This window comes from Levilactobacillus wangkuiensis, from assembly GCF_016861605.1.
Taxonomy (GTDB): Bacteria; Bacillota; Bacilli; order Lactobacillales; family Lactobacillaceae; genus Levilactobacillus; species Levilactobacillus wangkuiensis.
Genome location: NZ_BOLM01000001.1, coordinates 215,865 through 229,019, shown reverse-complemented (window position 1 = coordinate 229,019; position 13,155 = coordinate 215,865). Strand labels below are relative to the sequence as shown.

The following is a 13,155-nucleotide window of genomic DNA, read 5'->3' as shown; positions in this document are numbered from 1 at the left end:
GGATAGTGTAACACAGATAAACCAATTTTCTCCACTAAAGCGTTACCCCGTGATCGGCTAGGTAGGCCAATTTCTTTTGCCGGCTCTGGTGCTTGAAGGCCCACTCCGCATGTAAGGCGTCGTGCTTGCTGTTAAATTCTTCACTATAGAGGACCTTCAACGGCCGGTGAACCTTCGTGTACTTGGCCCCCTTGCCGGCTAAATGGGTAGCAAAACGCTTGGCAACATCGGTCGTGAAGCCGCCATACAAGGAATTGTCTGCACACAAAAGCACGTAGAAGTAGTACAACTTAGTGTTGGCCATAGAGCAACGCCTCCACTTCGGGCGTGTAATGGCCTTGCGCGTCGTAAACCGTGAGTGGCGTTGGGAACCGCAGTCCCCCGGGCTTGCCGTCCTTGATGGCTTCGACCAGGACCATGTTGGCTTCCTTGCCGGGCTTCGGGTGAACCAGCCGCACGCGTTTAGGCGCCAATCGGTTCGCCGTCATCAACTCCAACAACTGAAGCAACCGGTCAGGCCGGTGAACGAAGTAGGCCTTGCCGTTCATCTTGAGTAAGCCACTGGTCGTTTCAACAATCGTTGCCAAATTGGTCAAAATCTCATGGCGGGCAATCGCCAGGTACCGGTTCGGATTTTTCTGACTGTCCGGCAAGTCTTCGAAGTACGGCGGGTTACAGGTCACCACGTCCACCGAATCCTTGGGAATCCAGTCGTTCACCTGGGCCAAATCGCCCTCGTACACCGTCATGCGGTCCGTCAGGTCATTCAGGGCAATGCTGCGCCGAGCCATGTCGGCCAACCGCGGCTGGATTTCGACCTCGGCTAGCTGGCCGCGCGTCTTGCCACTCATGAAGAGGCCCACCGCGCCGTTGCCGGCACACAGGTCGACCGTCTGACTGGTGGCACGCAACGGGAGCTTAGCAAAATCCGCCAGCAATACGGCGTCCAGTGAGAAGGCAAAAACCTCGGGGCTCTGAATAATTTGAATATCTTGACTATATAATTGATCGATTCGTTCATCGGGTTTCAGGTTCACCGATAACGCCTCCATTTCGTTAAATGGTTTTTGGTTAAAATGTTTCAGGAACGTGGGCTGTTCGTTCCCGGCGGTGGGCTCAAGGCTCCCTGCTATGGGGTCGGTTCCAGCCATAGTACGGGCTTCCACCTCAACTTTGAGCCACAGTGCGGTCTCAAAGATCGTCCCGTGGGCTAGGCTGAGAAAGCCCCTCAGCCAAGGCCACCGACACAGCTGGCCATTTTGGCCCGCCTCTGGTCACTGACACTGACCGCTCTGCCTCATTTTACCAACCTGGCAACTCACTCTCTTAAACTGCTAGTCTATATTTCTCTTGCATGGCCTGATGCTTGACCCACTCAAGCTAATTTTACCCATTCGGATCATCAGCCAGCTGCCAGCCACCCAGATTGTTGCCACGCCCACATTTCTCCAGCATTTTCACAAGATAACTTGCAACCCCGCGACTTTTTTTGCATACTAGAAACAATCAGTTTCATTGCGAGAGGAGTGTATCACATGTTTTATAAATTCTTACGGGGCGTAGTTTGTACGATTTTGTACATCGTCAACGGCCGGGCACGGTACGTTCACCAAGCTGACTTGCCGGACGGCCCTTACGTTTTGGTGGGTCCCCACCGGACCTGGTTTGATCCCGTTTATTTTGCCATGGCGGGTTATCCGCGCAAGTTTAGTTTCATGGCCAAGGAAGAATTGTTCCAAAACCCTATTTTCCGATGGTTGTTGAAACATGTCAACGGTTTTCCAGTAAATCGTGACCATCCGGGCCCTTCAGCCATCAAAACCCCGGTCCGTATTCTACGTCAGGGTGATTTGTCGCTGATCATGTTCCCTTCAGGCTCTCGGCACTCCGCCGAACTCAAGGGTGGTGCGGCGGTTATTGCTAAGATGGCTGGCGTCCCACTGGTGCCCGCCGTCTACCAGGGCCCCCTGACCTTCAAACAACTATTTTCCCGTAAGCCGGTCACGATTGCCTTTGGCACCCCCATCGTCATCGACCGCAAGATGAAATTAAACGAAGAAGGTCAAGCCGTCATCGAAAAACAAATGCAGGCGGCCTTCGATAAGCTCGATAACGAAATCGACCCGAATTTCCACTACGTCGATGTCACGGGCGAAAAGAAAAAAGATTAACGCAATCATTGTTCCATGATAAAAGGGCTTCGTTAGTGTCTGACACAGTATCCACTGTGTCGCACTAACGAAGCCCTTTTTCGTTTTGCTTTTAATTCAGCTGCCAACAATCACCACGATAAGGTAGACGAATGCCGATAAAACATCTGAACACGAGATTAATAATCGTAGCCAACATGAGCCGCAGTACCGGTTAAACTGTGCCCAGTACACACCGTTTCAGTGACCAGAGGCAGGCCAAGGTTCCCGGCTGTGTCGATGGGCTTGGCTGGGGTTCTTTCTCAGCCTAGCCCATGGGACGACCCTTGAGACCGCTTTTTGGCTCAAAGTCGAGGTGCAAGCCCGCGTCTCAGGCTGTAATCGGCCCCATAGCAGGGAACCTTGAGCCCACCGCCGGGAACGAACAGCCCCGCGTCCCGGTATAGTTTAACCAGTCCGGAGGCGCTGCAACCGAAAATTATTCGTCCACGTGAGCGGCGTTTTGGAGCTGAATCATGTCGTAGTAGTAACCGTGTTGCGTCATCAACTCGTCGTTGGTCCCGCGTTCCACGATTTTCCCTTGGTTCAAAACCAGAATCAAATCGGCATTTTGAATCGTAGACAACCGGTGCGCAATCGCAATCGTCGTCCGGTTTTCTTGAATCCGGCTCAACCCGTTTTGAATCATGGTTTCCGTTTCCGTGTCGACGTTGGCTGTGGCTTCATCCAAGATCAGGATCTTGGGATCAGTGACCACCGTCCGGGCAAAGGTAATCAGTTGTCGTTGACCAGCGGAGTATTCGGTTCCCCGTTCCAGCACTGGCGTGGCGTAGCCCTCCGGTAACTTGTCGATGAATTCATCGGCTTGAACGAAGTGCGCGGCCCGGGCCACTTGCTCGTCGGAGATGTCCGGATTAAACATCCGAATGTTGGTTTGGATATCGCCATAGAACAACTGCGGTTCCTGCAAAACCAGGCCCATCTTGGCGCGGAGTTCGGCTGCCGGGTAATCCCGGATGTCGCGGTCATCAATCAAGACCTGACCGGATTGGAACTCGTAGAAGCGCATCAACACATTAATCGTTGACGTCTTCCCGGAACCCGTTTGACCAACCAAGGCGACCGTTTGACCGGGTTCGGCGACAAAAGAAACATCTCGCAGGACGGGATGCTCTTGGTCGTAAGCAAAGGTCACGTGGCGGAATTCAACCTTACCGGCCGTAATCTTAGCGTTGGCGACGGGATGCTGTTGGGGGGCGAGCGTTTGGTCATCTAAGATGCGTAACACCCGGGAACCCGCAACCATCCCGTTTTGAAAGTCACTCAGGTTATCCATCATGTTGCTCATGGGGCTGTAGAAGTTGTTCAGGTAGGTAATGAACGCGTAAATCACCCCGGCAGCCACAACCTCGTGCAGGCCACGAACACCGAAGATGCCCAAGACAATGACGGTCCCTAACGCGTAAAACAGATTGATGATGGGGCTCAACAGTAACGAGTTAGTCCGAATCATATCACGACGAGTCCCGTAATAGGCCTTGTTGGTCTTTTCAAAGTTGGCCGCCGTCCGCTTTTCTTGGCGGAATTCCTGAATGACACTGATTCCCGTAATGGCCTCGGCCAATTTGGTGTTCAGTTCACTCAGCCGTTCCCGCATCCGTCGGTAGACCTTGGAGCTGAAACGTTGGTAATACCAAATCGTCAGGCCTAAGAATGGCACCAGAATCAACGTCCAGAGCGCCACCTTCACGTCCGTCACGTACATGGCGATGAATGACGAAATCACGGCGAACAACGCCAGCACCAGGGTGTTAAACAACGCCCAGAAGTTGGAGAAGGTCATGGTATCGTTCATCAACCGCGACAGGATGGACCCACCCGGCGTTTGGTCAAAGTATCGCATCCCCTTACCATGTAAATCATGGAAAAGTTTGCGGCGCACATTTTCTAGCATGTACTCGGCACCCATGGTACTGGTGTAGTTTTGCCAGAATTGGAAGACCGCCTTGACGACCATCCCGAACAGGTAAAGCCCGGCAAACATCCACATAATGGCAATCGTGGCGTTGCTGGTCCGCAAATACTTGTCCATGTAGGTCTGGAGCAGCCATGGCAGGAAGACGTTCACGGCACTGATCAGCGCCGACAAAATGACGGAGCCGACGAAGAACCATTTATAGGGCGCGGCAAAATGAAAGAGTCGCTTGACCACCGTCAATTGTTCCTTGGTCGACATGCTGTGGGCCCAAGCGGATTCGTGTGCTTTATCTGCCATCACTGACGCCTCCCTTCACCTGAGTTTCAAGTTGTTGTTGCGTAAACATGCGTTGGTACCAGCCGTGAGACGCCATCAGCTGTTCATGCGTCCCCCGTTCGGCCACGGCGCCGTCGCTGAGTACCAGAATTTCATCGGCATTCATCACGGAACTTAACCGGTGCGCAGAAATAATCGTGGTCTTGTTGGCGCGTTCGGCCTTCAGGTTGGCGAGAATTTCCGCTTCCGTTTCGGCATCGACCGCGGACAAGGCATCATCCAAGATCAATAATTCTGGATTGATCAACAGGGCGCGGGCAATCGCTAACCGTTGGCGTTGACCCCCGGACAGGGAAATCCCTTCCTCACCCACTTCGGTGTTATAACCGGCAGGCAGCTTGGCAATTTGCCCGGCCAGATCACTCTTAGCCGCAGCCGCCTCGACCTGTTCTTGGGTCGCGTCCGGTTGGGCAAAGCGAATATTTTCAAAAATGTTCGAAGAGAATAGGAAGCTTTCTTGCGGCACGTACCCAATTGCTGGCAAATAGCTGTCCAGCGCGTAGTCTTTAATCGGATGCCCGCCAAAATCAATTTCACCGGAATAGTTGTCAAACTCCCGCAGAATTAATTTCATAATCGTGGACTTCCCAGCCCCGACCCGGCCAACGATACCTAGGGTATGCCCGGCTGGCAGGTCGAAGTCAATCTGCTGCAGGCTAGCCCCGCCGTTGTCTGGATAATCAAACTGGTTCACGTGGTAACTGATAGTTCCCTGGGGCCGTTGTTGAATCCCATCCTTTTGATCAATGATATGGGTCTTCTCGTCCAACAGTTCCATGACCCGGTCGTAACTGGCATTCCCCCGTTCCATGGTGTTGAACAGCATCCCCACGGCAAACATCGGCCAAATCATCATGGCCAGGTAGCTGATAAAGGACACCAGGTTCCCAATGGTAATGACGTTGTGGGTGACAAAGAGCCCCCCTAAGACAATCGTCGCCACGTAGGAGATCGAGATGATCAGCGTGATGGCGGGGTCAAACATGGAATCCAACCGGTTAACCCGGCGATTAATCCCAATGGTCCGGTCGACCTGCGCGTCAAAGTCCGCCACATCCGCATCGTCTTGTCCCAAGGCCTTGATGACCTTGATGCCGCTGATGCTTTCCTGGGCCTTGTTGTTCAGCCGGGAAAAGGCCGCTTGAGATTCGCCAAAGGCCCGGTGAATCTTTTGTCCCAGGTACCAGGAGACGACCGCCAACAGGGGGAATGGAATAATGGCTAAGAGGGTCAGCCGCCAATCAATTAAGGCCATCATGGCAATCAGCGTAGTACCCCCAGTAATAATGGCATCGGCAAACTGGAGAATCCCCCCACCGGCCACCCGTTGAATGGCTTCCAGGTCGTTGGTGGCGTGGGCCATCAAGTCCCCGGTCCGGTATTTCTGGTAGAAGACCCGGTCCATTTTCATAAAGTGCCCGAAGAGTTGGTTCCGAAGCAGTTGTTCGAGCCGCGCAGCCCCGCCCCAAATGGCATTACGCCAGATGTACCGGGTCCCATACTGGGCCAACGCCGCCAGCGTCACGAACAGCAGATCAAGTAGTAGCAGATGACTCGTCATGGTCTGCCCGTGAATGCCATCCACCATGTTCCCGATGATGCGTGGGGGAACAATGGCAATGATAGCCGTCAACAGGAGCCCGATGACCCCTATCAGATACCGTCGCCATTCCAGACGAAAGTACCAGGATAATTTGCGAAAGATACTCACGAACATCCCTCCTTAAAAATTAGAATATGATTAAAATATAGCACAGACTTTATCATTTTACTGGAATTTTCATAAAATACAATCAAAAAGACTCGCCTCCAGGAAATAAGCTGGAAGCGAGTCTCAATAAAGCCAATTTATTTTTTAGCGTTTTGTTGCATCGCGTTCATCATTTGATGAAGCTTTCGTTGTGAAGGCTTTTGCCCCATTTGCAACATCATTGCCCGTAATTGGTCTTCGTTAATTGGTGGATTGTCTTTCAGATAGTTTTCCATGTACTTCCGTGCGCCGAAAAAGCCACCCGCTGCGCAGGCCAGGCCGACGACGATCACGATTAAGATCCAGATCCAAGTTGCCAAGTTCGTTCCCCTCCTTTGATGAAGTCATTCATTTAACAATTCTACACAAACTTAAGGGAAATTAAAAGAGCGAATCCCAAAAAGGACCCGCTTCTTTCCTTAATCGTCACGTAAACCTTTGTTGCGTTGAATCTGCCGAACCTTTTCAGGGGTAACTTCCTTACCATCCTTGTTGTAGACCTGCAGCATTTCAACTTGGCTACGGAAGCTCTGCTTGAATAAGGTCAAGTATTGTTGGCGTAAGTCAGCGCGTTCGCTCTTTTCGGCCTCGGTCAAGCCTTCAGCCTTGTTCTTGTGTGCCAGCTCGTTGATTCGAGCCAGCAAGGTGTCCATTGTCGTGTCTGCCATGAACGACCCTCCTTTAGTTTCGTTATTTTGGTGGGCATTAACCCCGCTTTTTCAAGTCAGGGTCTATCATATCAGGGTTAATTTTAGATTTCAACTTATTTACCCGAACATCTGTTTGAAAATGTTCGGTCTGTATGCTACACTAACACTAAACTATACTACGAATGACGAACGAGGTGGCAGAAAAAATGAGTAAAGCTTCTGAAAGCAAACAAATCGCCGTTCTCCGTTTCATTTGGGAACGGGTTAATGAAAAAGGGTATCCGCCAACCGTCCGGGAGATTGGTGAGGCCGTATCGCTCTCATCGACCTCTACGGTTCATGGCCACATCGCCCGCCTGGAAAAAAAAGGCTTGCTGGTCAAGGACCCCACTAAACCCCGGGCACTAGAAGTCACGCCCGCCGGTTTGGAAGAACTAGGCGTCCACGAGGAACAGACACGGATTCCCGTCTTAGGGACCGTTACCGCCGGTGAACCCATTCTGGCTGTTCAGGAAGCGACCGACTACTTCCCGGTTCCCCCAGAATTTGAAAACGACGACGATCAACTCTTCATGTTAACGATTCGCGGCGAGAGTATGATCAACATCGGTATTTTAAACGGTGACCAGGTCATTGTCCGCCGGCAACAATCCGCGGATAACGGTGACATTGTCATCGCCATGACTGAGGAAAACGAAGCTACTTGCAAGCGATTCTTTAAGGAAGCCGACCATTTCCGGTTACAACCCGAAAATGATACCATGGCCCCTATCATCTTGAATCACGTCAGCATCTTGGGCCGCGTTGTGGGTCTCTTCCGCGACGACGTTCACTAACCAGGGACAATCAAAATCACCCGCCACAGTTCATGTGACGGGTGATTTTTTTACGTTCGTAAGTTATTTGAGACTAGATGACTTTCCCTTGGTAGTGGCTTTCGGGAAGCGTCGCAAAGTCATAGGCCGCCAGCGCTTCGGCTTCACGTAGGTAAGCGTGCAGCCCTTCCGCCAACATCAGGTTTAGAATGGTGTCCTTTTCATGGAGAACGACCACCGGTTTCTTACTGTGGAAGGCGTAGCCAATTTCAAAAGCTGTGCCGGAATCAACCTGATCATCCACGAAATCGACCAGGGCCACCACAACGTCGGCCTTGTCAATCTGGTGGACATCCATCTGGAAGGTTTGGGTGGCCCACTCGGCTGTGCCCATTTCTAACCCAGGAATCTCACTCAGGCGGGGACTAAAGACATTGGCGACCCGGGGATTGGCAGCCAAGGCCTTTTCCGCGCGTTCAATCCGGGAAATTTGTTCGTCATCAAAGAAGGGACCTGCTAAATAAACATTCGTCACTCTAATCTCCTCATTTCTCTCTTTATTACGATCAATTATACCGGAAATGTTAACTCTTGGCGACTATTTTTTGATTAATATTCGGTTATAATTCACATAATCCGGATTTTAATCGTTTGGCAACCCGAATTATTCGACTTTAAACCTTTTTTCACGAATCTTTTGCCCCTTAACCGCCGCGCAAGTTAACTAACGGTATTCATCTCAGTGCGGTTGTTTCATTCTCTAATTCATTCATGCTATACTAAAACTAACTAAACGGCGGTTGACCTAACAAGCCGCCCTAACCTACGGAGGGGTGCATCATGTTTCTAGGTATTACTATTTTGGGGGTCATCTTCATTGTTATCACCGCGTTTTCCGTCGTCAATGCCAGTCGGCGGGGAGAATCCAAGCGCAGTTCCATCATCGTTTTGGTCATTACCATCCTGGTCACCGTGGGCGCAATCACCCAGTTGCCTTTCTGGTCAGCGTCCTCGACTCATAACAAGACGACTCAGACCAGCCAGCAATCGTCCTTGAGCTCGCAATCCGGTCAAGCCTTCGCCACGAGCGATAAAACGGCTACCCGCGCTGAAAACGAAAAACAAGTGAAGACGCAGCTGGCCAAGTCCCTGGTCAAGCTGGGTACCGTCACCTTCGACCCTGCCAGCAAGACCTACACGTTGACCCTCACCAACAAGAGTCTCAAAAAAACCATCAAGGGCTTAAAGGCCGACCCGAGTCAGGCCAAGGCGGCCAAGTGGCCAAAGTTCGTCGACAACTTTACCAAGACCAGTCAATCGCTCAAGAAGGCCCTCGGTCCCGGTTACCGGTTGGTCATGCGCGTTGGTGACCAGTCCCCCGTGTTGGTGTTTAAGGACGGGTACGTGACTAAGAATATTTTTGAATAACGCCACCGGCAACCCATAACAGAACACCCCACAAGAAAAGCGTTGATTTCATCTATTTTGATGAGATCAACGCTTTTTTAATTTCGTTGGTATTGCAGACGCACTTGTTTGGGCAACGCCCCATACATCTCTTGAAACATCTCCCGGGCCGTCCGCCGATTGGTCAGCCCATGCTTATCCATCAGGACATCCACGGGAATGGTCGTATCGATCAAGTCCCGGTAGAAATTATTTAGCCGGATCAAGTAAACATAGTGGCCCAACGTCACCCCGGTCTGCTCCTTAAATAACCGTGACAAGTAACTCGCATTATAGCCAAACCGATGGGCCACCGCCTTAACGCTCAGCTTCTCCCGGTAATGCTCATTCACATAGATAACGATTGACTTCAAGCTGCTCGAACTCGTCGTCAATGGATTAGCCGTATCTGTGAAGTTGCTGACCATAGTCTTCAACATAGTCAGCACCGTAATCCCCGTGTCAATCAGGTAGTTAGGTTGTCGTTCCCGGTTAATTTGAGCGAGTCGTTTAAACTCGGTAACCACTTCTTGGTAGACCGTAGTCTGCTCCTGCCCCGCTGTCGAAAAGTTTAGCTGCTCGGGATGGGCCACGTACCGTTCAATAAATGTCAGCGGAATTTGCAGCACTAACGACCGGTTCGGCGTATTCGTCACATCGTGAATCACCCCCGACGAAACGATGGAAAACTGATTGGCGTGAATGACATGGGCCTGACCGTCAAACTGGAAGGTCAACTGACCGGATAGCACACAGACCAATTCGATGCTACTGTGCCAATGGAACGGCACGTACCCGCTCCGCGTCACGGTTGATTCAAAGAAGCGAATCCCGATGTCTAAATTTGATACCACGTTCTCATGATGTTGTCGATCCACGTGTCTCGCCCCCTAAAAAGTGACAATCATTACCTAGTCGCCGCCAATAAACGACGACCTTGTGAAATACCGTTGACTTGTATCCGCTTTCAAAGTATTCTAAATGCAACACTTAGTTCTCAAAAACAACTAACTCGGAATCCGATAATGACGGCTTATAAATAACTTAATTTTAACAAATGGAGCGTGAAATTACTATGACTAAAATTCAAAATCCGATTATTCCCGGAATGGCACCCGATCCTTCAATTATTCGCGTGGGTGCAGATTATTACATTGCCACCTCAACTTTCCACTGGACCCCAGCCGTTCAAATTTTTCATTCAACCGACTTAGCCAACTGGCAACTCGTTGGCTACGCCTTGAATCACGGTGAGGTCGACCTTCGTGGCACGAACACGCCGGCTGGTATCTGGGCACCGCATTTATCCTACGATTCACGGACAAAAAAATTTTGGTTAGCTTACTCCCACATGCAAAATATGGCTGGCAGAGAATTCAACTCGGATTCCTTCGCCGTTTCAGCCGATAACATCACGGGACCGTGGTCCAAACCGGTTTACTTAACGTCCATCGGTTTTGACCCCGCCCTCTTCCACGACGCGGATGGCAAGCATTACGCCGCTATCCTGGAATGGGAAACGCGGACCGGCTACCAGGCCCCCGGCCACATCGTCATTGCCGAGGTCGACCTCGAAAACGGCGGCATCATCGGCGACTGGCATCGCGTGACCACTGGATTTACCACCCGCGGCTGTGCAGAAGCGCCGCAACTATACAAACACAGCGGCTACTACTACCTGCTCATCGCGGCTGGTGGCACTGGGTACGCCCACGGCATTGAAATCGGTCGGTCCAAGACTGTCTTTGGCCCTTATGAACCAAATCCAACCGGCGAACCCATCATCACCTCATCCCCGCAACATCTCTTCTCTCTGGGCGACCCAGACGCTGGCCATTTTGAAATGTTCAATCCCCATTCACTCATGCAAAAAGCCGGCCATGGCTCCCTAGTGCACACGCAAACGGACGAGTGGTATGTGGCCCATCTCATGTCCCGACCACTGCCTGGTCAAAAAAAGAATCCCCTGGGTCGCGAAACCTCGCTACAAAAAATGCAGTGGACGGCTGACGGCTGGCTTGAAATGGCTGACGGCAGTAACCTTGCTAAGATGACCGTCGACGGGCTGAAAGATGTTTCCGTCCACCAATCCGCCACACAATTTGATATTGACGACGACTTTACCAGTGACACCTATGATCACCGCTTCATGACGCCGTACAGAACGCAGGACGCAACGTGGGTCAATACGACTGAAAACCCCGGGCATCTACGCATTCACGGGCACAATTCCTTCTTTTCACAAATTAACCCCGCCATCATGGCAACTCGGGCAACGTCGCTTGACTACACGGTCCAGACCAAGTTCACCTTCCATCCGGATCACTACTCCGAGACTGCCGGTGTCGGCCTGTACTACGACTCCAACAACTGGCTATACGCCCGGCTATGTCAGGCGGACACCGAAGATCACACCGTCCTGCGGGTCCTTCAGGCCAAACTTGGCGAGCGAATCGATCACCTGACTGATGAGGTCACGGTCCCTGACGACACAGCCGAGATTCGATTAGCGTACAACCAGGGCACCGTCCAAGTTCTTTACCGGTTAACCGATACGGCGACCTGGCAAACACTGGGCACGCCGTTGGATGTCACCTACCTGTCAGACGAGGGCGTTAACGGCGTTCCCGGGGAAATCGGTGGCTTCACCGCCCTATTTAACTTCATCGGGGCCGTGGATGCCCACCAGCTGACGTCATTTGCCGACTTTGATTACTACACCGTCAAAAACAACCTAGAAAGAGGCACGCAGCTATGAACAAAACGACCATTTCACTCAAACGTTTAATTCCAGGACTCATCATCGGTCCGGCCAGTTGGCTGGGGCCATACATCGTTATGAACAGTCTGTTCCTGCCAGCCTTGATTCAACACTTCAATGCCCCTCATAAAATTGAACTGGTCGCACTCTTCTCGACCTGCGGGATGATTGTGGCGGCTCTCTCAAACATGATTGCCGGTGCCTTATCCGATAAAACCAAATCCCGGTTTGGAAAACGGGCCCCGTGGTTACTCGGTGGTGCCTTTGTCTTTATGCTTGCCATGATTGCGGCCTCCTTTTCACCCAACATTCCGGTTCTATTGACGGCCTGGATGGTTGGTCAAGCCGCGCTTAATTTCATTGTCTCTCCCATGGTCGCTTGGATTGACTTTGCACCCAAGGATGGCCGGGCAACGGCTTCCTCCGCTTATGGCGGACTGGGGATGGCCCTGGGAAATAATGGGTTCAACGTCATTGGTGCCATGTTCCTAGGTCAGTACCGCCTTGGCTTCATTATCTTCGGGGTTATCACCTTTATCGGGGTGACCATTGCCGCCATCATCGTCCATGAGCCTTCTAACTTAGACGAAGAGTTAACGGAAAAGGCCCCTAAACCCAAACTAACGTTGAAGGACGCGGCCTCGATCTTTCCACGCTGGTCGATTGGCCGAGATTACTACATGGCTCTGATTGCCAAATTGTTCCAGGGGGTCGGCAACTTCGCGATTACCGGGTACATTCTCTACATCATGACCGATTTTCTCCACCGTGGCAGCCAGACGCAATCCTCCATTCAACTGATTAACCTGATCATGTTGATCTTCGGTATCTTCATGGGCTTCGTTGCCGGGCCAGTCTCTGACAAATTTAAAATTCTGAAGCTCCCAGTCGGTTTCTCGACCCTGTTCTTAGCGTTTGGGGCTCTCATGTTATTCTTCTTCCGCGACACGTTTGGCATCGTCACTTACGCCTTCGCTGCCGGCATTGGGATGGGCATGTGGAACTCCCTCGATAACCTGCTGAACCTAGAAGTCATTCCCGATCAGAACCGGGTGGCCTTCTTCCTAGGCGTCTATAACCTGGGAAACACCATTACCCAGGCCATTGCTCCGGTTCTAGCAGCCGCTGTGATTTCCCTCTTCGGCTACTCCGGAATCTTCATTGTGTCGTTCATCTTCTCCTTGATTGGCGGGGTTCTGATTCTGAGAATCAAGTCGGTTAAACGTTAACGTCGATGCAGTTAAGCTTCACAACAATTTAGATACAGTA

The 13,155-nt window shown here is 51.5% G+C and carries 13 protein-coding genes; 5 read left to right on the top strand and 8 right to left on the bottom strand.

Annotated features, from left to right (window positions below):
- Positions 1-34: 34 nt before the first annotated feature.
- Positions 35-304 (bottom strand): GIY-YIG nuclease family protein, encoded by a 270-nt coding sequence (locus tag JUF13_RS00950; RefSeq protein ID WP_203637336.1) that lies wholly within the window; start codon positions 302-304, stop codon positions 35-37.
- Positions 291-1,052 carry a tRNA1(Val) (adenine(37)-N6)-methyltransferase gene (locus tag JUF13_RS00945; protein ID WP_203637385.1) on the bottom strand — a complete coding sequence of 254 codons (762 nt, stop codon included), beginning with the start codon at positions 1,050-1,052 and terminating at the stop codon, positions 291-293. Before JUF13_RS00945 ends, JUF13_RS00950 begins: the two co-directional genes overlap by 14 nt.
- A 483-nt stretch (positions 1,053-1,535) precedes the next feature.
- Between JUF13_RS00945 and JUF13_RS00940 the strand changes: the two genes are divergently transcribed.
- Entirely contained in the window at positions 1,536-2,171 is a 636-nt protein-coding gene (locus JUF13_RS00940; protein WP_125762903.1) for a lysophospholipid acyltransferase family protein, read from the top strand.
- Positions 2,172-2,628: 457 nt separating this feature from the next.
- Here the strand turns inward: JUF13_RS00940 and JUF13_RS00935 are convergent, their stop codons facing one another.
- From JUF13_RS00935 to JUF13_RS00920, 4 genes are all read right to left on the bottom strand, one after another.
- The gene (locus JUF13_RS00935; RefSeq protein WP_203637335.1) at positions 2,629-4,425 is read right to left on the bottom strand and encodes an ABC transporter ATP-binding protein; all 1,797 of its coding nucleotides are present in this window, start codon (positions 4,423-4,425) and stop codon (positions 2,629-2,631) included.
- Positions 4,415-6,175, bottom strand: coding sequence for an ABC transporter ATP-binding protein (locus JUF13_RS00930; protein WP_203637334.1), 1,761 nt, complete (start codon positions 6,173-6,175; stop codon positions 4,415-4,417). The genes JUF13_RS00935 and JUF13_RS00930 overlap by 11 nt, the downstream gene beginning before the upstream one ends.
- 137 nt (positions 6,176-6,312) lie before the next feature.
- The gene (locus tag JUF13_RS00925) at positions 6,313-6,534 is read right to left on the bottom strand and encodes a YneF family protein (RefSeq protein ID WP_125762909.1); all 222 of its coding nucleotides are present in this window, start codon (positions 6,532-6,534) and stop codon (positions 6,313-6,315) included.
- A 99-nt stretch (positions 6,535-6,633) separates the two neighbouring features.
- On the bottom strand, positions 6,634-6,882 hold the full coding sequence (locus tag JUF13_RS00920; RefSeq protein WP_203637333.1) for a DUF896 domain-containing protein: 249 nt from the start codon (positions 6,880-6,882) through the stop codon (positions 6,634-6,636).
- A gap of 188 nt (positions 6,883-7,070) precedes the next feature.
- Between JUF13_RS00920 and lexA the strand changes: the two genes are divergently transcribed.
- Positions 7,071-7,700, top strand: a complete 630-nt coding sequence (lexA, locus tag JUF13_RS00915; protein WP_203637332.1) for a transcriptional repressor LexA — start codon at positions 7,071-7,073, stop codon at positions 7,698-7,700.
- A gap of 73 nt (positions 7,701-7,773) precedes the next feature.
- On the opposite strand, the gene JUF13_RS00910 is transcribed toward lexA, so the two are convergent.
- The gene (locus tag JUF13_RS00910; protein WP_203637331.1) at positions 7,774-8,214 is read right to left on the bottom strand and encodes a nucleoside 2-deoxyribosyltransferase; all 441 of its coding nucleotides are present in this window, start codon (positions 8,212-8,214) and stop codon (positions 7,774-7,776) included.
- Positions 8,215-8,519: 305 nt separating this feature from the next.
- Here JUF13_RS00910 and JUF13_RS00905 point away from each other — a divergent pair, with 305 nt between their 5' ends.
- Entirely contained in the window at positions 8,520-9,107 is a 588-nt protein-coding gene (locus tag JUF13_RS00905; RefSeq protein ID WP_203637330.1) for a hypothetical protein, read from the top strand.
- Positions 9,108-9,184: 77 nt separating this feature from the next.
- Here the strand turns inward: JUF13_RS00905 and JUF13_RS00900 are convergent, their stop codons facing one another.
- Positions 9,185-10,003: an AraC family transcriptional regulator gene (locus tag JUF13_RS00900; RefSeq protein WP_203637329.1), complete on the bottom strand. Its 819-nt coding sequence runs from the start codon at positions 10,001-10,003 to the stop codon at positions 9,185-9,187.
- A 197-nt stretch (positions 10,004-10,200) separates the two neighbouring features.
- Between JUF13_RS00900 and JUF13_RS00895 the strand changes: the two genes are divergently transcribed.
- Both JUF13_RS00895 and JUF13_RS00890 read left to right on the top strand, forming a co-directional pair.
- Complete coding sequence (locus JUF13_RS00895) at positions 10,201-11,883, top strand: glycoside hydrolase family 43 protein (protein ID WP_203637328.1); 1,683 nt, start codon at positions 10,201-10,203, stop codon at positions 11,881-11,883.
- A complete protein-coding gene (locus tag JUF13_RS00890) occupies positions 11,880-13,115 on the top strand; it encodes an MFS transporter (protein ID WP_203637327.1) in 1,236 nt (411 codons plus the stop codon). The genes JUF13_RS00895 and JUF13_RS00890 overlap by 4 nt, the downstream gene beginning before the upstream one ends.
- The last annotated feature ends 40 nt before the right edge of the window (positions 13,116-13,155 follow it).

What these genes read in the sequence shown, in the direction of transcription:
- JUF13_RS00950 (WP_203637336.1), bottom strand. Translation starts at nt 304, where the DNA reads ATGGCCAACACTAAGTTGTACTACTTCTACGTGCTTTTGTGTGCAGAC.
- JUF13_RS00890 (WP_203637327.1), top strand. Translation starts at nt 11,880, where the DNA reads ATGAACAAAACGACCATTTCACTCAAACGTTTAATTCCAGGACTCATC.
- JUF13_RS00940 (WP_125762903.1), top strand. Translation starts at nt 1,536, where the DNA reads ATGTTTTATAAATTCTTACGGGGCGTAGTTTGTACGATTTTGTACATC.
- JUF13_RS00935 (WP_203637335.1), bottom strand. Translation starts at nt 4,425, where the DNA reads ATGGCAGATAAAGCACACGAATCCGCTTGGGCCCACAGCATGTCGACC.
- JUF13_RS00945 (WP_203637385.1), bottom strand. Translation starts at nt 1,052, where the DNA reads ATGGAGGCGTTATCGGTGAACCTGAAACCCGATGAACGAATCGATCAA.
- JUF13_RS00905 (WP_203637330.1), top strand. Translation starts at nt 8,520, where the DNA reads ATGTTTCTAGGTATTACTATTTTGGGGGTCATCTTCATTGTTATCACC.
- lexA (WP_203637332.1), top strand. Translation starts at nt 7,071, where the DNA reads ATGAGTAAAGCTTCTGAAAGCAAACAAATCGCCGTTCTCCGTTTCATT.
- JUF13_RS00895 (WP_203637328.1), top strand. Translation starts at nt 10,201, where the DNA reads ATGACTAAAATTCAAAATCCGATTATTCCCGGAATGGCACCCGATCCT.
- JUF13_RS00920 (WP_203637333.1), bottom strand. Translation starts at nt 6,882, where the DNA reads ATGGCAGACACGACAATGGACACCTTGCTGGCTCGAATCAACGAGCTG.